Origin of the sequence: Citricoccus sp. NPDC079358, from assembly GCF_040702545.1 — a bacterium.
Taxonomy (GTDB): Bacteria; Actinomycetota; Actinomycetes; order Actinomycetales; family Micrococcaceae; genus Citricoccus.
Genome location: NZ_JBFBLI010000002.1, coordinates 22,530 through 41,013 on the forward strand (window position 1 = coordinate 22,530; position 18,484 = coordinate 41,013).

19 protein-coding genes and 1 tRNA gene are annotated in these 18,484 nt (G+C 69.3%); 15 read left to right on the forward strand and 5 right to left on the reverse strand.

The window, feature by feature from the left end; all coding sequences use genetic code 11:
* Nucleotides 1-182 precede the first annotated feature (182 nt).
* The 9 genes from AB0333_RS02575 (at nucleotide 183) to AB0333_RS02615 (ending at nucleotide 8,327) form a co-directional block, all read left to right on the forward strand.
* The gene (locus AB0333_RS02575) at nucleotides 183-1,040 is read left to right on the forward strand and encodes an AAA family ATPase (RefSeq protein WP_366217549.1); all 858 of its coding nucleotides are present in this window, start codon (nucleotides 183-185) and stop codon (nucleotides 1,038-1,040) included.
* A gap of 41 nt (nucleotides 1,041-1,081) precedes the next feature.
* Nucleotides 1,082-1,987 carry a ScpA family protein gene (locus AB0333_RS02580; protein ID WP_245952448.1) on the forward strand — a complete coding sequence of 302 codons (906 nt, stop codon included), beginning with the start codon at nucleotides 1,082-1,084 and terminating at the stop codon, nucleotides 1,985-1,987.
* Nucleotides 1,984-2,559, forward strand: coding sequence for an SMC-Scp complex subunit ScpB (gene scpB / locus AB0333_RS02585; protein WP_115931528.1), 576 nt, complete (start codon nucleotides 1,984-1,986; stop codon nucleotides 2,557-2,559). The genes AB0333_RS02580 and scpB overlap by 4 nt, the downstream gene beginning before the upstream one ends.
* 65 nt (nucleotides 2,560-2,624) lie before the next feature.
* Nucleotides 2,625-3,632 carry a pseudouridine synthase gene (locus AB0333_RS02590; protein WP_366217214.1) on the forward strand — a complete coding sequence of 336 codons (1,008 nt, stop codon included), beginning with the start codon at nucleotides 2,625-2,627 and terminating at the stop codon, nucleotides 3,630-3,632.
* Nucleotides 3,632-4,747, forward strand: a complete 1,116-nt coding sequence (locus AB0333_RS02595) for a prephenate dehydrogenase (RefSeq protein WP_366217215.1) — start codon at nucleotides 3,632-3,634, stop codon at nucleotides 4,745-4,747. Before AB0333_RS02590 ends, AB0333_RS02595 begins: the two co-directional genes overlap by 1 nt.
* Nucleotides 4,748-5,491, forward strand: coding sequence for a (d)CMP kinase (cmk, locus tag AB0333_RS02600; protein WP_115931525.1), 744 nt, complete (start codon nucleotides 4,748-4,750; stop codon nucleotides 5,489-5,491).
* Nucleotides 5,488-7,050, forward strand: coding sequence for a ribosome biogenesis GTPase Der (gene der / locus AB0333_RS02605; RefSeq protein ID WP_115931524.1), 1,563 nt, complete (start codon nucleotides 5,488-5,490; stop codon nucleotides 7,048-7,050). The genes cmk and der overlap by 4 nt, the downstream gene beginning before the upstream one ends.
* A gap of 52 nt (nucleotides 7,051-7,102) precedes the next feature.
* Complete coding sequence (locus tag AB0333_RS02610) at nucleotides 7,103-8,131, forward strand: NADP-dependent oxidoreductase (protein WP_366217216.1); 1,029 nt, start codon at nucleotides 7,103-7,105, stop codon at nucleotides 8,129-8,131.
* Nucleotides 8,132-8,250: 119 nt separating this feature from the next.
* A tRNA-Pro gene (locus AB0333_RS02615) sits at nucleotides 8,251-8,327 on the forward strand.
* 143 nt (nucleotides 8,328-8,470) lie between these two features.
* Here the strand turns inward: AB0333_RS02615 and AB0333_RS02620 are convergent.
* Complete coding sequence (locus AB0333_RS02620) at nucleotides 8,471-9,061, reverse strand: XRE family transcriptional regulator (protein ID WP_366217217.1); 591 nt, start codon at nucleotides 9,059-9,061, stop codon at nucleotides 8,471-8,473.
* Between the two features lie 115 nt (nucleotides 9,062-9,176).
* Here AB0333_RS02620 and AB0333_RS02625 point away from each other — a divergent pair, with 115 nt between their 5' ends.
* The gene (locus tag AB0333_RS02625; RefSeq protein ID WP_366217218.1) at nucleotides 9,177-9,893 is read left to right on the forward strand and encodes a class I SAM-dependent methyltransferase; all 717 of its coding nucleotides are present in this window, start codon (nucleotides 9,177-9,179) and stop codon (nucleotides 9,891-9,893) included.
* Between the two features lie 93 nt (nucleotides 9,894-9,986).
* The gene (locus AB0333_RS02630) at nucleotides 9,987-11,345 is read left to right on the forward strand and encodes an MFS transporter (RefSeq protein ID WP_366217219.1); all 1,359 of its coding nucleotides are present in this window, start codon (nucleotides 9,987-9,989) and stop codon (nucleotides 11,343-11,345) included.
* On the opposite strand, the gene AB0333_RS02635 is transcribed toward AB0333_RS02630, so the two are convergent.
* The gene (locus tag AB0333_RS02635; RefSeq protein WP_366217220.1) at nucleotides 11,330-11,875 is read right to left on the reverse strand and encodes a DUF488 domain-containing protein; all 546 of its coding nucleotides are present in this window, start codon (nucleotides 11,873-11,875) and stop codon (nucleotides 11,330-11,332) included. The genes AB0333_RS02630 and AB0333_RS02635 overlap by 16 nt on opposite strands.
* Before the next feature lie 4 nt (nucleotides 11,876-11,879).
* Nucleotides 11,880-12,104 carry a DUF2945 domain-containing protein gene (locus tag AB0333_RS02640; protein WP_366217221.1) on the reverse strand — a complete coding sequence of 75 codons (225 nt, stop codon included), beginning with the start codon at nucleotides 12,102-12,104 and terminating at the stop codon, nucleotides 11,880-11,882.
* Nucleotides 12,105-12,308: 204 nt separating this feature from the next.
* Here AB0333_RS02640 and AB0333_RS02645 point away from each other — a divergent pair, with 204 nt between their 5' ends.
* Entirely contained in the window at nucleotides 12,309-13,793 is a 1,485-nt protein-coding gene (locus tag AB0333_RS02645) for a peptide MFS transporter (protein WP_366217550.1), read from the forward strand.
* Between the two features lie 63 nt (nucleotides 13,794-13,856).
* On the opposite strand, the gene AB0333_RS02650 is transcribed toward AB0333_RS02645, so the two are convergent.
* Nucleotides 13,857-14,657, reverse strand: a complete 801-nt coding sequence (locus AB0333_RS02650; protein WP_366217222.1) for a GAP family protein — start codon at nucleotides 14,655-14,657, stop codon at nucleotides 13,857-13,859.
* Between the two features lie 112 nt (nucleotides 14,658-14,769).
* Between AB0333_RS02650 and AB0333_RS02655 the strand changes: the two genes are divergently transcribed.
* The gene (locus AB0333_RS02655) at nucleotides 14,770-15,987 is read left to right on the forward strand and encodes a histidine kinase (RefSeq protein WP_366217223.1); all 1,218 of its coding nucleotides are present in this window, start codon (nucleotides 14,770-14,772) and stop codon (nucleotides 15,985-15,987) included.
* Nucleotides 15,984-16,652, forward strand: a complete 669-nt coding sequence (locus AB0333_RS02660; protein WP_366217224.1) for a response regulator transcription factor — start codon at nucleotides 15,984-15,986, stop codon at nucleotides 16,650-16,652. Before AB0333_RS02655 ends, AB0333_RS02660 begins: the two co-directional genes overlap by 4 nt.
* A 40-nt stretch (nucleotides 16,653-16,692) precedes the next feature.
* Here the strand turns inward: AB0333_RS02660 and AB0333_RS02665 are convergent, their stop codons facing one another.
* Nucleotides 16,693-17,829 (reverse strand): hypothetical protein, encoded by a 1,137-nt coding sequence (locus AB0333_RS02665; protein ID WP_366217225.1) that lies wholly within the window; start codon nucleotides 17,827-17,829, stop codon nucleotides 16,693-16,695.
* A gap of 117 nt (nucleotides 17,830-17,946) precedes the next feature.
* Here AB0333_RS02665 and AB0333_RS02670 point away from each other — a divergent pair, with 117 nt between their 5' ends.
* Nucleotides 17,947-18,456 (forward strand): DUF664 domain-containing protein, encoded by a 510-nt coding sequence (locus tag AB0333_RS02670; protein ID WP_366217226.1) that lies wholly within the window; start codon nucleotides 17,947-17,949, stop codon nucleotides 18,454-18,456.
* Nucleotides 18,457-18,484: the final 28 nt, after the last annotated feature.

An 18,484-nucleotide genomic window follows, 5' to 3' on the forward strand; every position in this document is an offset into this window, starting at 1 on the left:
ACGTCAAGGCTCGCCGTCAAGGACGGGGAATTTTCCGGGCGGACGCCGATCCGGACTAGGGTGTATCCATGCCGCAGCAGCTTACGTTGTTCAGCGTGGGCGACCTCACAGCACGGCGGACACATGGACCTACGGCAGGAGACGGCAGCATCGTGAACCAGGAAGAGCCCACGCCAGTCCTCATGATCACCGGTGACCCGGTCATCGGACCCACGGGACGGCCCAAGCATGGATTCCCGGAGCCGGTGCAGTTGGAAACCCACGGTCCAGCGCGCGTGATCTCCATGGTCAACCAGAAGGGCGGGGTCGGCAAGACGACCTCCACCATCAACCTCGGTGCCGCTTTGGCCAGCTACGGCCGGCGAGTGCTCATGGTCGACTTCGACCCCCAGGGAGCCCTCTCCGCCGGCCTCGGGGTCAGCCCTCATGAACTCGACACCACCGTGTACAACGTCATGATGGAACGGTCCGTCACCGCCCGGGATGCCATCGTGGAGACCGAGTTCGAGGGCATCGACCTCCTGCCGGCCAACATCGATCTCTCGGCGGCGGAGGTCCAGCTCGTGAACGAGGTGGCCCGGGAACAGGTCCTGGAACGGTCCCTGCGCCAGGTCCGAGACGACTATGACGTCATCCTCGTGGACTGCCAGCCGTCCCTGGGCCTGCTGACCGTCAACGCCCTGACCGCCTCCCACGGCGTGATCATCCCGCTGACAGCCGAGTTCTTCGCCCTGCGCGCCGTGGCGCTGCTCGTGGAGACGATCGAGAAGATCCAGGACCGCATCAACCCGGACCTCGAGATCGACGGCGTGCTGGCCACCATGTTCGATGCCCGGACCCTCCACTCGAAAGAGGTCGTCAGCCGCCTCGTCGAGGCCTTCGGTGACCGGGTCTTCGAGACCGTGATCAAACGCTCCATCAAGTTCGCCGATGCCACCGTGGCCGCCGAACCCATGACCACGTTCGCCCAGAACCATGAGGGCGCCAAGGCCTACCGCACACTGGCCCGCGAACTGATCTGGCGCGGCGGGGCGCCGTGACCCCAGGCGCCGGGGCAGCCGCCCCGGACGTCGCCAGGAACCTGGCCGGCGGCCTGTCCGAGAACCTGGACGCCGAGGACGGTGTCCCCTCCGGGTTCTCCGTCACCCTGACCAACTTCGCCGGACCCTTTGACCTGCTGCTCTCCCTCATCGCCCGCCGGCAGATGGACATCACCGAGGTGGCGCTGGCCGAGGTGACGGACGAGTTCATCGCCTACGTGAGGACCCTCCGGCATGACGCCGGTGCCGGGCTGGACCCCGAGCTGGATCCCGGCCGGGCCGAAGGGCAACGAGGCCGGCCGGACCTGGCCGCCTTGGATGCCTCCAGCGCCTTCCTCGTGGTCGCGGCCACCCTGCTCGACCTGAAGACGGCTCGGCTGCTTCCTGCCGGCACCACGGACGCGGAGGAGGACGTGGCCCTGCTCGAGGCCCGCGACCTGCTGTTCGCCCGACTGCTGCAGTACAAGGCCTTCCGCGACATCTCCACGCTCCTGAGCGAGAAGATGCGGGCCGAGGCCCGTCGCTTCCCGCGCCAGGCCACGCTGGATCCACGTTTCGCGTCCCTGCTGCCGGAGTTGGTGTGGACGCTGAGCCCCGAGCAATTCGGCGCGCTGGCCGAGGACGTCCTCGCCCGGACCCCGAAGCCGGCGGAACAGGTGAGCCTGGAGCACCTGCACGCCCCAGCCGTCTCGGTCCGCGAACAGACAGGCCTGCTGGCCGCCCGGTTACGCGAGGCCGGCCGGCTCGCCTTCCGCGAGTTGGTGTCCGACGCCGGCTCCACCCTCGTGATCGTCGCCCGTTTCCTCGCGCTGTTGGAGATGTTCCGGGATCGCGCCATCACCTTCGACCAGGAGGTCCCGTTGGGGGAACTGGTGGTCCGGTGGGACCCGGATGCCCCCGACGAGAGGCCGGAACCCGGTCCCGATGACGACGAGGAGTGGTCATGAGCGAGCTCGAGGATGTGCGCGGACAACTCGAGGCCGTGCTGATGGTCGTGGACGAGCCCGTCACCGTGGCTCAACTGGCCGAGGCGACCGGTGCAGACGCCCGGCAGGTGGCCGATGTGCTCTCAGCCCTCGCCAGCGACTATGATGGACTGTCTGGCTCCCCACGGCGCGGCTTCGAGTTGCGCGAACTTGCCGGCGGCTGGCGCATCTACTCCCGTCCGGCCCATGCAGAGGTGGTGGAGCGGTTCATCGTCGAAGGCCAGACGGCACGGTTGACCCAGGCCGCCCTGGAGACCCTGGCCGTGGTCGCCTACCTGCAGCCGGTCACGCGATCCCGCGTGGCGGGAATCCGCGGGGTGAACTCCGATTCGGTCATGAGAACCCTCGTCAGCAGGGGCCTCGTGGCGGAGGCCGGCAGCGACCCGCACTCCGGGGCGGTGCTGTACGAGACCACGGGCTACCTGCTGGAGACGCTGGGGGTGGGCAGCCTCCAGGAGCTGCCCAAGCTCTCGAACCACCTGCCCGGCCTGTCGGAACTGGCCGGTATGGACCAGACTGAATTCAACACCTGACCGCCGTCCAGCAAGACGGCACACCACTCCGATCAATTGAACACAACGAAGAGGACAGAACACTGATGAATGACCGCAAGCCGGGAGGCTCCGGAAAGAAGAACAACAGCTACCGCGGCAAACCGCAGCCGAGCAACCCACAGCAGGGCAAGCCCGGCAAGGGCCAGTCCTCCCCGGGGCAGCCGCGCAAATCCTGGGGCACCCCGGGACCCGGGCAGAGGGGCGGACCGTTCCGCGACGACTCCAAGAAGGGGTACGACCGCAACCTCGGGGCGGCCAAGAAACCCACCCGCCCCAACCGTGCTCAGCGGGAGCAGAACTTCTCCTCGGTCCACACCCCCGAGGGTGTGCGCCTGCAGAAGGTTATGGCCTCCGCCGGGGTGGCTTCCCGCCGGGTCTGTGAGGACCTGATCGCCGAGGGACGCGTGGAGGTGGACGGCAAGGTCGTCACCGAGACAGGTATCCGTGTGGATCCGGACACGGCCGTCATACACGTGGACGGTCTCCGCCTGCAGTTGGACACCACCCTGCGGTACTTCGCGTTCAACAAGCCCCGCGGCGTCGTCTCCACCATGGACGACCCCGATGGCCGGCCGTGCATCTCCGACTACCTCAGGAAGGGCAAGTACGACTCCACGCGCCTCTTCCACGTGGGCCGCCTGGACACCGAGACCGAGGGCCTGCTGTTGCTGACCAACGACGGTGAACTGGCCAACCGGCTGACCCACCCGAGCTTCGAGATCCCCAAGACCTACCTCGTCCAGGTCCACGGTCCGATGGCCAAGGGCGTCGGCGCGCAGCTCAAGGAGGGCATGCAGCTCGAGGACGGCTTCGCCCAGGTGGACTCGTTCAAGCTGGTGGACTCCACGCCGGGCCACGTGCTGGTGGAGGTCGTCATGCACTCCGGCAAGAACCGGATCGTGCGCCGCATGTTCAAGGAGGTCGGGTACCCGGTCGAGCGCCTCGTCCGGGTGAAGTTCGGCCCCATCAGCCTCGGCGACCAGAAGCAGGGCACCATCCGCCAGATGGGCCGCCAGGAACAGGGCCACCTCATGGCCGCCGTGAACCTGTGATGGCGCCACGGGGTATCCCCGAACCGGTGCTGATCCGCGGAACCGGGCTGCTGGGCACCTCCATCGGCCTCGGCCTGCGGTCCGCCGGAGCGGACACGTACCTCTCCGACCCCTCCCCGTCGGCCCAGGCGGTCGCCGTGGACATCGGTGCCGGCCAGGCCTTCCCGGGTGACCTCACGGCAGCCCCGTCGCCTGGCGTCGTCGTGGTGGCTGCACCACCGGATGTCGCCGGACAGGTCGTCATCGATTCGCTCGTGCGGTTCCCGGGCGCCGTCGTGCTGGACATCGCCTCCGTCAAGGGGACGATCCGGCGTGAGGTGGACGCCGCCGTCGTGGGCGGGCAGCTGACGCCGGCGCAGGCCGCACGGTACGTGGGCACCCACCCCATGGCCGGGCGCGAACGCTCCGGTCCGGTGGCCGCTCGCGGTGCCCTGTTCACCGCCGCCCCCTGGGTGGTCTGCTCGGGCGGGGACACCTCGCCGGAGGCCGTGTCCGTCGCGGAGGAGATCGCCCGGGTGCTCGGGGCCACCGTGCACCGGATGTCCGCCGAGGACCATGATGCCTCGGTGGCCCTGATCTCCCACTTGCCGCAGATCGCCGCCTCACTGGTGTCATCGCGGCTGCAGGAGACCCCGGCCCAGTCCCTGGCCCTGTCCGGCAACGGGCTGCGGGACACCACCCGCATCGCGGCGTCGGATCCGCAGCTGTGGGTTCAGATCCTGGCGGCCAACGCGCCGGACATCCTGCAGATCCTCTACGGGGTGCGCGAGGACTTGGACCGGCTGATCACCACCATGGAGGAACCCCTGGCCCCTGGAGCCCGGCTGGACATCGCCCAGCTGATCGCCGAGGGCAACGCCGGCCACGCCCGGATCCCGGGCAAGCACGGCGCCCCGCCGCAGGCCTTCGCCGTGGTCACCGTGATTGTGGACGACACCCCGGGGCAGATCTCAGCCGTCCTGCAGGATGTGGGGGAGGCTGGCGTCAACGTGGAGGACCTGCGCATGGACCACTCCGCGGGCTACGAGGTCGGGATGCTGGAGATCTCCGTGCTGCCCGGGCGCAAACAGGATCTGACGGACGCGCTGACTGCGCAGGGATGGAAGGTGGTCTGAATGACCGAGACGACAACCCCAACCGGGCTCCGGCCCCCGAGCCAGCGCCTCGTCGTGGCCGTGGACGGGCCCTCCGGCTCCGGCAAGTCCTCGGTCTCCCGGGCCATCGCCCGCCGGCTCGATGCCGCCTACCTGGACACCGGCGCCATGTACCGGGCCGTCGCGTGGCACTGCCACCATCAGGGCGTCCTCGACGACCCTGACGCGGTCGTCGCCGCGGTCCAGGACATGGACCTGGTCCTGTCCGTGGATCCGGACCACGAACGAGTGGTGGTGGGCACCGACGACATCACTGAGGCCATCCGCGAACCCGGCATCTCCGCCGTCGTGTCCGTGGTGGCCACCAACCGTGCCGTGCGCGAGCTGCTCGTGGCCCGTCAGCGCGCCGAGATCGACGCGCACCGCAAGATCGTGGCCGAGGGGCGGGACATCACCACCGTGGTGGCTCCCGACGCCGACGCGCGGATCCTGCTCACCGCGTCCGCCGAGGCACGCACGGCCCGCCGCGCCGCCCAGCTGGGAGGCACCGTGGAGGCGAAGGATCTGGCCGAGCAGGTGTCCGGCCGGGATGCCAAGGACTCCACCGTGGTGGACTTCATGACCCCCTCCGACGGGGTGGGCCTGGTGGACTCCACCGAACTCGATTTCGAGGCGACCATCGAGGCCATGCTGGCCGAGATCACCCGCCAACAGTCCAACCGGACAACACAACAGACGACCAACCCGGAAGGGGACCGCGCATGAGCACCGAGAACAGTGCGTCACGCGACGCCGGAGCATCAACGCCGGACGACGGCACCGAGTACCAGCCGATCGGCAGTGACCAGATCGAGGAGAAGCTGGCCGCCCTCTCCGACGAGGAGGCCCATCAGCGGGCCGAGGCCCTCCGAGCCGGGCTCGAGGACTACGACCTCGACGAGGAGGACACGGCACTGCTGCGCGGCTGGGAGGACGGTGACCCCGAGCCCGAGGAGGCGCCGGCACCCCCGGTGCTCGCCGTCGTCGGGCGCCCCAACGTGGGCAAGTCCACCCTCGTCAACCGCATCATCGGCCGCCGGGAGGCCGTGGTGGAGGACGTGCCCGGGGTGACCCGGGACCGCGTCAGCTACGAGTCCGAATGGGGCGGCAAGACCTTCACGGTGGTGGACACCGGCGGTTGGGAGCATGACGCCAAGGGAATCCACCAGCGCGTGGCCGAGCAGGCCGAACGCGCTGTGGACGTGGCCGACGCCGTCCTGTTCGTGGTGGACGCCACGGTGGGCGCCACCTCCACCGACGAGGCCGTTGTCAAGCTGTTGCGCCGCAAGGGCCGCCCCGTGCTGCTCGTGGCCAACAAGGTGGACGACATCTCCCAGGAGGCCGATGCGGCCTCGCTGTGGGGCCTGGGCTTGGGCCAGCCGTTCCCGGTCTCCGCCGTGCACGGCCGGGGGACCGGCGACCTGCTGGACGCTGCCATGGATGCCCTGCCCGAGGTGACCGCCTACGGTGGGCTCATCCCGCGCGGGGGCCCCCGTCGAGTGGCGCTGCTGGGCCGGCCGAACGTGGGCAAGTCCTCGCTGCTGAACCAGCTCGCCGGTTCGGACCGCGTGGTGGTGGACGAGACCGCCGGGACCACGCGTGACCCGGTGGACGAGCTCGTCGAGCTGGGCGGCCGCATGTGGCGCTTCGTGGACACCGCCGGCATCCGCCGCCGGCAGCACATGGCCCACGGCTCCGACTACTACGCCTCGCTGCGGACCCAGTCTGCCCTCGACAAGGCCGAGGTGGCCGTGGTGCTGCTGGAGGCCTCGGAGGTGCTCTCCGAACAGGACGTGCGCATCCTGCAGCTCGTGCTGGACTCCGGCCGGGCCGTGGTCCTGGCGTTCAACAAGTGGGACCTCATGGACGAGGACCGCCGCACCTACCTGGAACGGGAGATCGACCGGGACCTGGCCCACGTGGCCTGGGCGCCACGCGTCAACCTGTCGGCCAAGACCGGCTGGCACAAGGACCGCCTCGTGCCCGCTCTGGACACGGCGCTGGACTCCTGGGACACCCGTATCCCGACGGGCAAGCTCAATGCCTTCCTCGGTGAGCTCGTGGCGGCTCACCCGCACCCCGTGCGTGGCGGCAAGCAGCCCCGCATCCTGTTCGCCACCCAGCCCTCCACCCAGCCGCCGCGGATCGTGCTGTTCACCACCGGGTTCCTGGAGCCCGGCTACCGCCGGTTCATCATCCGGCGCCTGCGTGAGACGTTCGGTTTCGAGGGAAGCCCGATCGAGCTGGGCATGCGCGTACGCGAGAAGCGGACCAGGAAGCGCTGAGGCACGGGGCGTAGGGTCGGTCCCAGGAGACGACCGACCTGAAGGAGTGTGCATGTCCCCGTTCACCAGTTCCGAGATCCGCTTGACCTCCCGCCCCGAGGGGAAGCCGACGCCCGAGGACTTCTCGATCGACCAGGTCGCCCACGGCGAGCTGGAGCCCGGCCAGGTACGGGTGTCCAACGAGTTCATCTCGGTTGATCCTTACATGCGTGGGCGGATGAATGCGGGCCGCAGCTACGTGAAGCCCTACGGCCTGGGGGAGACCATCACCGGTGGTGCCGTCGGCAGGGTGGTGCAGTCCGCGGCGGACGACCTGCCCGAGGGCACCGCGGTGCTGCACCAGCACGGCTGGACCGACGCGGTTCAGGATGACGCCTCCACGTTCCAAGCCGTGCCGGAACTCGACGATCTGCCCCTCTCGTTGTACCTGGGCCTGCTGGGCATGCCCGGACTGACCGCCTACGTGGGGCTGACGAGGGTCGCCGAGCTGCGCCCGGGGGACAGCCTGTTCGTCTCCGGTGCCGCGGGTGCGGTGGGCACCGCCGTCGGCCAGATGGCCCGGCAACTGGGTGCCGCCCGCCTGATCGGGTCCGCCGGGTCCGCTGAGAAGGTCGGTCTGCTGAAGGACAAGTACGGCTTTGACGTGGCGCTGAACTACCGGGACGCGCCGATCCGCGAGCAACTGGTGCGGGCGTTGGAGCACGAGGGTGTGGACGTGTTCTACGACAATGTGGGCGGCGACCATCTGGAGGCCGCCCTGGAGGTCATGAACGACTTCGGCCGGCTGGCACTGTGCGGGGCGATCTCCAGCTACAACGCCACTGAACGCCCGGCCGGACCGGACAACATGGGCAACATGGTCACCCGACGCCTGCGGATGCAGGGATTCATCGTGGCCGAGGTGGCCTCCGAGCATCCGGAGGTCACCGAGGAGTTCCGGGAACGTATGACGGGGTGGTTGTCGGCCGGAGACGTCACCGCTGAGGAGACCGTCGTGGAGGGCCTCGAGCACACCGTGGACGCATTCCTGGACATGATGCGCGGGGGCAACACCGGCAAGATGGTGGTGAGGGTCGGCTGATCCGTGCTGCGGTCACGACCGACGGCATCGCCGCGGCCGTCACCGTCCCGCTGGTCCGGGACCATGCTGACGGTGGTGTACAGTTGACTGGTGGATTGATCCGGTGAGGATCAGTTCCACGGGCTATGGCGCAGCTTGGTAGCGCGCTTCACTGGGGGTGAAGAGGTCGTGGGTTCAAATCCCGCTAGCCCGACCATATGATCTCTCAGGAGATCGGCGAAAGCCCGGACCCCAGATGGGGTCCGGGCTTTTCGCTTGCCTGGGTTTGCTGGGTTTGCGTGAGTTTGCCTGGAGGTGGTCAGGGTGGCCACTGGGCCACGGCGGGGCGGGTAGGCGCCGTCAGTCTCCAGCCGGGACGACCGCCCGGAGGTGAGCACGTTCTCCCTGGCGGCCGACGAGACAGAGGTACTCGACAGGTCCGGCACTGGTGGCGCCGAACCAGTGCGGGGTGCGGGTGTCGAATTCGGCGGCCTCCCCGGCCTTCAGGCGGAGGTCTTGGTCTCCGAGGACCAGGCGCAGGGTCCCATTGAGGACGTACACCCAGTCATGACCTTCATGGGTTCGTGGATCGGGGACGAGATCGTCGCTTCCGGTGGGGCGGACGAACTTGTACGCCTGGACGCCTCCGGGCCTGCGGCTCAGCGGGATGATCACCGACCCGTCAGGGCAGGACATCGGCCGAAGGTCAAGCCGGGGGTCCGCGGTGCGCGGGGCGTCCACGAGGGAGTCGATGGTGACGCCGTAGTAGCGGGCCAGGGGCAGCAGCTGTTCCAGGGTCGGCCGACGCAGTCCGGCCTCCAGCCGAGAGAGGGTGCTGGCCGAGATCCGAGTTTCGGCCGCCAACTGGGTGAGCGTGACGTCGCGGCGCAGTCGCAGTTGCTTCAGGCGTGGCCCGACGGCGTCCAGGGTCTCTTCAAGAGTTTCGTTCATCCCACCAGTTTGCCATTCGGCACAAAGGTTTGCATTTCGGGATGGTGGCGGCGAGTCTGGAGAGAACACGACAACGACGACGGCACGAACACGCCACGGCACGAAGGGTAGCGGCATGCATACAGAGGACGATCCGCGAGGACAGCACCGTTTCGACCAGGAGTACTGGGAGCGGCATTGGACGCCCGACGCCGAGGCGGGGGAGGACGCCCGTCAGCCGATGCCGGTGAGTCCCTATCTCGAGGCTGAGATCGGACACCTGGCACCGGCCACCACGTTGGACGCGGGCTGCGGGACGGGGACCGAGGCGCTCTGGCTCGCCCACCGAGGCTGGCAGGTGACCGGTGCAGACATCTCCGCGACGGCGTTGACCGCCGCGGCTACCCGGGCCGAGGCCGAGGATATAGCCGGCCGCGTGTCCTGGATGGAGGCGGACCTGACCCAGTGGGAACCGGGCCGGACGTGGGACCTGGTGGTGACCCACTACGCACACCCCGATTCCGGGCAGCTGGCCTTCTACGAGCGCATCGCCTCCTGGGTGGCGCCCGGCGGCACCCTGCTGATCGTGGGGCACCTGCACGCGCCGCACGCCGGACACCACACGCACGGCGGCAACCATGGGCACGGCGAGCATGGTCAGCAGGACGGGCGTGATGGACATGACCGATCCGGGCACCCGGAGGGGTCCACGGCCACCCGGGCCGGGATCACCGGGCTGTTCTCGGCACCGGGCTGGACTGTGGAGCGCGCTGACGAGAGCACTCGCACCGTGGAGGCGGGGGAGCGCTCCGTCACCCTGCAGGACGTGGTCGTCCGCGTCACCCGGACCTGATCCACGAGCGCGGGTGCCGGTGCCCGCGAACGCCCCATGGCCGCCGTCACCCGCGCCTACCGCTGCGGTCCGGGCCGGGCCTACGCTCTACGGGTGGCTCAGCTCACGCGCCCCGCCCGAGAACGCTGGCGCACCTTTGCCCAGATCCTCGCGAACACGGCCGTGGCCAACCTGACCACCAGCTACCTCTGGTTCGGGCTGACGTTCTGGATCTACCTCGAGACCCGCAATGTCATCGCCACCGGCGTGACCGGCGGGGTCTACATGCTGCTGCTCGCCGGCTCCTCCATCAGCTTCGGCACGCTGGTGGACCGCTACCGCAAACTCGACCTGATGCGCCTGGCGGCCCTGTTCACCCTGGCGATGTTCCTGGCTGCAGGCGCCGTGTTCCTGCTGGCTCCGGCGGACCAGATCGCACGGCTGGAGGGCCCCTGGTTCTGGATTTTCGCCCTGCTGGTGCTCATCGGGGCCGTGGTGGAGAACCTGCGCAACGTCGCCCTGTCCACCACGGTCACCATCCTGATCGAGGATGAGCGCCGGGCGAACGCCAACGGTCTGGTCGGCATGGTGCAGGGCATCGCCTTCATGGTCACGTCCGTGCTCTCGGGGCTGTCCATCGGACTGCTCGGCATGGGGCCGACCGTGGTCATCGCGCTGGTGCTGACGGCTGCGGCGTACCTGCACCTGCTGACGGTTCGCCTTCCGGAGGAGACGGTCCCCGTACTCTCCGATGCCCATGGCGGGTTCGACCTGGCCGGGTCCTGGCGTGCGGTGATGGCCGTGTCCGGCCTCTTCGCCCTCATCCTGTTCAGCACCTTCAACAACTTCATCGGCGGCGTCTACATGGCCCTGATGGACCCCTACGGCCTCGAACTGTTCAGCGTGGAGGCATGGGGTCTGGTCTTCGCCCTGGCCTCCACCGGGTTCATCATCGGTGGTGCCGTGATCGGAAAGTTCGGCCTGGGTCGCAACCCTCTGCGCACCATGCTGGTGGTGGTCATGGTCATGGGCCTGATCGGGGCCACCTTCACCCTGCGCGAATGGGGGTGGTTGTACGTCGCGGGCATCTGGCTGTACATGTGCCTGATCCCGGCGGTGGAGGCCGCCGAGCAGACCGTCATCCAACGCGTGGTCCCGCTCGAGCGGCAGGGCCGGGTGTTCGGTTTCGCCCTGGCCTTCGAGGCGTCCGCCGCCCCAGTCACCGCGCTGGTGGTCGCCCCGCTCGCCGAGGTGTGGATCATCCCCTATGCCCGCAGTGAGGCCGGCGCCGCGGTCCTGGCCCCCTTGCTCGGCGACGGCACGGCCCGCGGTATCGCGCTGGTCTTCCTCCTGGCCGGGCTCGTCATGGTGGTGGCCGCCGCCCTGGCGTTCCTCACGCCCGTCTACCGGCGCGTCTCGGTCGAATACGCGCTGGCGGCGTCCGGTGAGGGTGCCGATCACCGGGCCGGATAGGTGACGTTCCCCTCTCCGGGGCCGACGACGGCGCCGGCCGTCATCTCGGCCGGCGTCACCTTCTCCGGTCCCATTAGGTGCAGGACCTGTTCCCCGCGGGCGAGTAGGTGGTCCGCGATCAATCGGCGGTGACACCGCCACCACACGGCCTCGGAACACATCACGGTGACCGTCTGCGCAGTACCCCACTCGCGGAGCGTGTCCAGGCCGTCCCGGAAGCCGTCGGTCAGCGCGTGGTCGGCGTAGTTGTGGAAGCTGCGGTTCTGCCAGAAGGCATTCACCTCGAAGGGGGTCTCGCGGGACACCGTCCGTCGCCCTGCGAGGGCCTCCAGCTTCCGGTAGCCGATGCCCGCTGCGGACAGCGAGTCGGCCAGGCCATCGTCGTTGAACTGCGGGTTCCGCCGTGACCCGGTCAACTTGCGCACGTCCACCACGAGGCCGACTCCGGCCGCTTCCAGGATGCCCAGGAACTCCTCCAGGGGACGGTTGGAGTGGCCGACGGTGTAGAAGGGCCTTGCTGCCGTGCCCAACGGCTCAACCGTCGTTCTTTGTCAGCTTTGTCAGCGCCCCGCCCTTGTGGGCGGCCACATGGTCGGTCTTGTCGCTACGGATCTCGTACTGGGGATCGTCCTTCGAGGCCCGGCGGGTGTGTCCCTTGTACTGGAAGTCCGCGGTATGCACCTTGGTGATCGTCCCGGAGACCTGTCCGGCCTCGGAGTTCCAGCTCACGTGGTCGCCCACGGAGAAGTTCTGCGTCATCACGGTCCTTTCGCATCGACAGCATGACTGGCGGCCCGGTTGAGAAGCCCCGCCCGGCGCGCCGTCAGGTTGACCCCACCGTACGCCCGGAATTGCTCGGACGTGCCGGGATTTGCAATGACGGGCAAACAGGAGCACGGTATACGGGTGAAAAAACCCCCTTCCCATGAGCCCCACGAGCTGGGCAAAACCGGCGACCCCGGCCTGACGCACGTCACCGAGACCCGGACCGGCGAGCCGAGCGCGGGGGACCGCAACCCATCGGGGCGAACCTTCCTCGGCCAGCCCGGCACCCTGGCCAACCTGTTCAGCGTCGAGATGTGGGAGAGGTTCTCCTTCTACGGCATGCAGGGCATCCTGCTGATCTACATGTACTTCCAGGCCACTGAGGGCGGTCTGGGGATCGACGAGGGCGTCGCCACGGGCATCGTGGGCGCCTACGGCGGCATGGTCTACGTCTTCTGCATCCTCGGCGGCTGGGTGGCGGACCGGTTGATCGGATCTGAGCGCGCGATGTTCTACAGCGCGCTGCTCATCATGGCCGGCCACATCGCGCTCGCCCTCGTGCCGGGCATCCCCGGTCTCGTGCTCGGACTGCTCCTGGTGGCGGTGGGCTCCGGCGGACTCAAGGCCAACGTCGCCAACCTCGTGGGACACCTCTACACCCGCGAGGACCCGCGCCGGGACGCCGGCTTCTCCATCTTCTACATGGGTGTGAACATCGGCGGGCTCTTCGGTCCGCTGGTGACCGGCTGGGTCCAGCAAAGCTGGGGCTTTCACCTCGGCTTCGGGCTCGCCGCGCTCGGCATGGGCATCGGCCTCCTCCAGTACTCGCTCCGCCGGAAGGACCTCCCTGAGGACGTGCACGCCGTTCCGGATCCGCTGCCGCGCCGCCAGTACCCTAAGTGGATCGCCATCGCCGCGGCCGCCCTGGTGGTCGTGGGCGTCCTGCTCGGGACCGGTGTGGTCCACGCCGGCAATCTGGCCGACGTCGTGGTGATCCTCGCGGCCGCGGCCGCGGTCGCCATCTTCGCCTACCTCCTGGCCTCCTCGAAGGTGACCGGGATGGAACGGTCCCGCGTGATCGCGTTCATCCCGCTGTTCATCGGCTCAGCGGCCTTCTTCGCGCTGTTCCAGCAGCAGTTCACCGTGATCACCCTGTACTCCGACACCCGGCTCGACCGCGAGATCCTCGGCTGGGAGATGCCCATCCCGTGGGTGCAGTCCATCAACCCCGTCTTCATCATCCTCTTCGCCCCGGTGTTCGCGTGGCTCTGGACCCGGCTGGGCAAGCGGCAGCCGAACACCCCGGTGAAGTTCGCCCTGGGCATCGCCCTGATGGGCTCGGCGTTCCTGCTGTTCCTGCCGATGGTGAGCACCGCAGCCGTCCCGGTGCTGTGGATCGCGCTGATCCTCTTCGCCGCGACCATGGGCGAGCTGCTGGTCTCCCCGGTGGGGCTGTCCCTGTCCACCAAGCTCGCACCGCTGAACTTCCCGGTGATGATGGTGGCCCTGTACAACCTGTCCGTTGCGCTGGGCACCGCGCTGGCCGGCTCGCTGGCCGGGTTCTACAGTGCCGAGAACGAGGGCACCTACTTCGGTGTCCTCGGGGCCGTGACCATCGGTATCGGCGTCGTCATGCTGTTGGTCTCCAAGCCGATCCACAAGGCCATGAAGGGCATCGACTGACACCCTCCCACGCGCCTGGGGGATCGGAGAGGCCCTGCAGCGGCTGACCGTTGACCGCGGGCCTCACCAGTCGTACGCCATCACGGCAGCGGACAGCCCAGCGGGCAGTCCGACGGACACCGCATCGGCCGAGAGCACGGCCGGTGCGGTGTTCAGCACCAGCACCACGCCGACGGCGCCCACCACCCAGGCGGCCGTGCTCGCACCATGCCGGGCGAACCAGGCATCCAGCCGCGCCAGCGGGCGCTCGACCAGGCGCCCGGCGCCGCACCGCGCAGCGAGCAGCACCAACGCGGGCAGGACCATCACCAGGCAGTAGCCCGCCAGCCACAACGGCGACGCCGGCCAGCCCGGTCCCTGGGCCGCGATCAGCCCGATGGCGGCCAGATACGGCAGCATGGAGGCCACTTCCACCAGTCCAGCCCCGAGGGCGAGACCCACCAGGGAGCCCAACCCGCCCGGCTCCTGCCCGGTGGCCCGCCGGCGCCACGCTGCCAGACGCCCGTTGCCGGACCGTGCCCGCTCCTTGGCGGCGGGGGAGTCCAGGCGGAAACTCCAGAGGAACAGCCCCACCCCGAGGATCATCCCGAACGCCATGGCGAGCCGGGATTCCATCAGTTGTCCCAGGTTCTCCACGATCCACCCGGCACCCAGCAGCACGGCGAGCCCGACGACGAAGTAGAACAGAGTGATCGTCCCCAGGTAGAGCAGCATCCGGCCGACCCTGACCCTGCCCGGAGCCATCAGGAGCCACACGGGGATGGCCAGGGTGCCGAAGCTGGTGCTGTCCACCAGGGCGAGGACGGCAAGGATGGCGAACAGCGGTCCGCCGGAGAACGGGTCAATGACGTTCAAGAAGTCCATGCCGTCCAGCCTTCCCGGGCCGGCCCGGGCTGTCGTCCGCCAAAGGACTGATCGGGGAGGTACCCCTTTCGGCTGACTCGCTCCCCATTCGGCGATGTCTAGCATGGAGACCGTGAACCGATCCCGACTGGCCGCCCTCTCGCCCCTGGTGTACCTCGCCGTCGGGCTGGCCCTGCTGGCATCCGGTTCCACCTGGGGCATGGCACCGCCGCTGGCCGGGGCCCGGACTGGATCCGAGGGGTGGCACGTGCTGCCCCTGCTGGTGGCCTGCGCGGCCATCCTCCTCCAACGCCGGCACGTGACGGCCGGCTTCACGCTAGCCTCCGCGGCCGCCGTCGCGGATGCAGCACTGGGGCTGCACGTGGGAGTCTTCCTCGCCTGGGCGGACACCGCGTACACCCTGGCCCGGCGCGCCGAACCACACCAGCGCCGGTGGTCCATCGGGCTGACCGGGATGGCCGTCGTCGCGCTCTGGGCGGTGGTGGCGGCCCTCCCGCACGGCGAGGACTATGCCTTGCCCGTGGCGTTGACCCTGACCGCGGGCGTCGCCATCCCGTTCTGGTGGGGCGCAGAGGTGCGCAATGGCGACGACCGGGCGGCCCGTGCCAGTGCCGCCACCTTCTGGGAACGCGAACGATCCGAGACCGCACGGCGCGAGGCGGAACGGGACCGGACCGAGGCGGTCCGCCGCGAACGCACCGCCATGGCCCGTGAACTCCACGACACCGTGTCCGCTCACCTGTCCGGCATCGCCCTGCACTCGACGGCGGCCCTGTCCGGTGCACCGGATGCCGAACTGGACCGCCGCGCCCTGCAGCACACCCGGAGTGCATCGCTGGCGGCCCTGGACGAGATGCGCACCATGATCGGATTGCTGCACCAACCCGGCGAACCACTGGACCTGCAGGTGAGGGACGGACTGGAAGCCCTCCCGGGGTTGCTCCAACGCACCGAGGCCGCCGGGGTGGAGGTGTCCGCCGAGTTGCAGCCGGTCGAGGTCGGACCCGCCGTGGGCCAAGCGCTGCTGCAGTTCGCCCAGGAGGGCCTGGCCAACGCCGCCAAGCATGGGACCGGCACCGTGCGGTTGCGCCTGTCCGGCCTCCCCACGGTGGTCCGCCTGGACATCGAGAATCCGACGCCGGCCCCGCCCGTCGAGCCACCGGCCTCCGGTGAGGCCGGTCCCGGCATCGGTCTGTCCTCCCTGCGTGAGCGCCTGCGGGCCGTGGGCGGCACGGTGCAGATCACGCGGGCCGACGGCCGATGGCGGATCCGCGCTGAGGTGCCCGTGGAATCGGCAGGGTCCTTGGAGTCTTCGGAGTCCGCGGCATGAGCATCAGGGTCGTGCTGGCCGATGACCACGGCACCGTGCGCTCCGGCCTGAAGGCCCTCCTCGAGCGGGCCGAGGGGATCGAGGTGGTGGGGGAGGCCTCCGATGGTGCGGCGGCAGTCGTCAACGCCCGGGCCTTGCGCCCGGACGTGGTGCTGATGGATGTCCGGATGCCGGTGGTGGACGGCGTGGCCGCCACCCGGGAGATCGTGTCCGAGGGCACCGCCGCCGTACTGGTCCTGACGACCTTCGACGAGGACGAGGTGGTTCTGTCCGCAATCCGTGCTGGCGCGGCCGGATTCCTCTTGAAGACGGCCGAGGCCGCGGAGCTGGTGTCCGCCGTGCGCCGGGTGGCCGCCGGGGAGGGGGTGGTGGCCCCCGAGGTGACCCGACGCGTGTTCCGGGAGCTCGTGACCGCCAGTGCCCGGAACAGCCCGGCAGACGACGGCCAGGCCACTGCGCAGCTGGAACGCCTCACGGTGCGGGAACGCGATGTCCTCACCCAGTTGGGGGCGGGAGTCTCCAACAGTCAACTGGCGCGTGAGCTGGGCATCTCCGAGGCCACGGCGAAGACCCACGTCTCCCGGGTGCTGGCCAAGCTCAGTGTCCAGTCGCGCACTCAGGCAGCACTCGTGGCCCGCGACGCCGGCTTGATGGACAGTACCTGAGCGTCGCCACGCGCTCGGGGACCGTCGGAGCCCGGTGCCCTCAGGAGGCCGAACGGAACGTCGCGGCGATCCTGGCGCCGTCGGGAAGGTCCGCCCCGCGGACCGCCTTGACCGTGCCGCCGGTGCGCAGGACGCGGGCCGCGACCTCGTCCGCCAACCCATAGGTGTGCGCGCTCGGCTCGTCCGCGGGGGTGACATTGCCGTACTCATCGATCGTGCCCTCGCGTTCCGCCGTGAGGTCGAACAGGAGGACGTCCACCTGGCCGGCCGTGGCGGCCTTGGCGATCTCGCGGAGCTTCGCACTGGCCCGGCCGTGGGCGCGGAGGGTGCCGAACTGTTCCCTCCAGTCCGCAAGCTGGGCGGCGTAGTTTCGATCCAGGACCTCGCGGCCCCGGCGGGCGAGGTCGTCCAGGCCCAGGGAGGCCGGATTGGCCGTGATGCCCTCGTCGACCAGACGCCGGTAGGTGTTGATCTCCCGGTACGCCGGTTCGAGATCGGGGCTGGCCGCCAGCACCAGCGGGTGGTTCGAGCCGTTGATCTGGCGCAGGACTGCCTCCTGCACCGTGGAGCAGTAGTCGCGGCGCTGGATCTTGGGCCGCAGGGAGCCGTCCGCCCGCTGGCGGTCCATCCGGCCCTCGTTGTCCGCGGTCTGCAACTCCAGGCCGAGGTCCTCGGGCAGCCCGGTCAGTTCCACCTCATGGCAGGAGGCGTCCGACTCCAGCACCAGCAGGCGGACCGAGCCCTTCGTCAGGGCGAGCACGAATCCACTGTGGGCAAAGGTGGTCGCCCGGATCAACGGCCCCGCGTCGAATCGGTCGCCGACGCCCGCATGGGTGCGGAGGTTATTCATGAGCCGGAACGCCCGCAGCCCGAGCGGTGAGACGAAGACGGCCAGCGAGCGGGCTTGGGTGGACCAGAAGTCGCGGTCGTCCACGAGCTGGTCCACGGCGCCAGTGATCCGGTCCAGGTCCTCGGCGGGGACCTCGGCGACCGCCAGCTGGGCGACGCCCTCACCCACGGCCGTGCGCAAGGACAACTGGGCTGCTTCGGGATTCCTGCCGATCGGCGATCGATTCTCGCTCGAACCGGACGGGGCAACATACACGGTCACGCTCGCGGGATGGCGGTGCTGCGTGAGTTCGGCGAAGTCTTCAGCGGAGGGTATGTCGATACTCATGGGGACACGCTACCCACGAGGCCACAAAAGTACACCAGCTGGGCCGTCCCCCGTTGGGGTCGTGCGCGCCGACAGGGGCGGTGGAGATGACGCAGGCGGAGGGTGCACACTGGGTCCATGAACTCGATCGCTGTGTTGCAGGAACTCGCCCGCCGCCCCCTCGATGAGCTGGACCTGGTCTGGGATCGCATCGGCACCGCCAACGTGAACGCCCACCCGGGCGGCCACCCCAATTCTATTGCCTGGCTGCTGTGGCACTCGGGCCGTGAGATCGACGCCCAGATCGCCCACCTGGGCGGGCATGACCAGCTGTGGACCGCCCAGGGCTGGGCCGGTCGGTTCGGCCCGGACGTACCGGCCGATGAGCATGGTTACGGTCAGCCGAAGGATGCGGCGCGGGCCGTCGTCGTGCGGGACCAGGACGTGCTGCGCGAGTACCTGGCGGCCGTGACCGAACAGTCCCTGGACTATCTCGAGACCCTGTCAGAGGAGGACCTCGCGGAGGTGATCGACCGGCAGTGGGACCCGCCGGTCACCCGTGCGGTGCGGCTGGTCAGTGTCTTTGCCGACGCCCTGCAGCACGTGGGCCAGGCGGCCTACGTGGCCGGGATGGACCCGGTGGACTGAGTACCCTGTCCACCGGGCCCGCCCCGTC

What these genes read in the sequence shown, in the direction of transcription:
- AB0333_RS02575 (WP_366217549.1), top strand. Translation starts at nt 183, where the DNA reads ATGATCACCGGTGACCCGGTCATCGGACCCACGGGACGGCCCAAGCAT.
- scpB (WP_115931528.1), top strand. Translation starts at nt 1,984, where the DNA reads ATGAGCGAGCTCGAGGATGTGCGCGGACAACTCGAGGCCGTGCTGATG.
- AB0333_RS02590 (WP_366217214.1), top strand. Translation starts at nt 2,625, where the DNA reads ATGAATGACCGCAAGCCGGGAGGCTCCGGAAAGAAGAACAACAGCTAC.
- AB0333_RS02595 (WP_366217215.1), top strand. Translation starts at nt 3,632, where the DNA reads ATGGCGCCACGGGGTATCCCCGAACCGGTGCTGATCCGCGGAACCGGG.
- cmk (WP_115931525.1), top strand. Translation starts at nt 4,748, where the DNA reads ATGACCGAGACGACAACCCCAACCGGGCTCCGGCCCCCGAGCCAGCGC.
- der (WP_115931524.1), top strand. Translation starts at nt 5,488, where the DNA reads ATGAGCACCGAGAACAGTGCGTCACGCGACGCCGGAGCATCAACGCCG.
- AB0333_RS02610 (WP_366217216.1), top strand. Translation starts at nt 7,103, where the DNA reads ATGTCCCCGTTCACCAGTTCCGAGATCCGCTTGACCTCCCGCCCCGAG.
- AB0333_RS02620 (WP_366217217.1), bottom strand. Translation starts at nt 9,061, where the DNA reads ATGAACGAAACTCTTGAAGAGACCCTGGACGCCGTCGGGCCACGCCTG.
- AB0333_RS02625 (WP_366217218.1), top strand. Translation starts at nt 9,177, where the DNA reads ATGCATACAGAGGACGATCCGCGAGGACAGCACCGTTTCGACCAGGAG.
- AB0333_RS02640 (WP_366217221.1), bottom strand. Translation starts at nt 12,104, where the DNA reads ATGACGCAGAACTTCTCCGTGGGCGACCACGTGAGCTGGAACTCCGAG.
- AB0333_RS02650 (WP_366217222.1), bottom strand. Translation starts at nt 14,657, where the DNA reads ATGGACTTCTTGAACGTCATTGACCCGTTCTCCGGCGGACCGCTGTTC.
- AB0333_RS02660 (WP_366217224.1), top strand. Translation starts at nt 15,984, where the DNA reads ATGAGCATCAGGGTCGTGCTGGCCGATGACCACGGCACCGTGCGCTCC.
- AB0333_RS02665 (WP_366217225.1), bottom strand. Translation starts at nt 17,829, where the DNA reads ATGAGTATCGACATACCCTCCGCTGAAGACTTCGCCGAACTCACGCAG.
- AB0333_RS02670 (WP_366217226.1), top strand. Translation starts at nt 17,947, where the DNA reads ATGAACTCGATCGCTGTGTTGCAGGAACTCGCCCGCCGCCCCCTCGAT.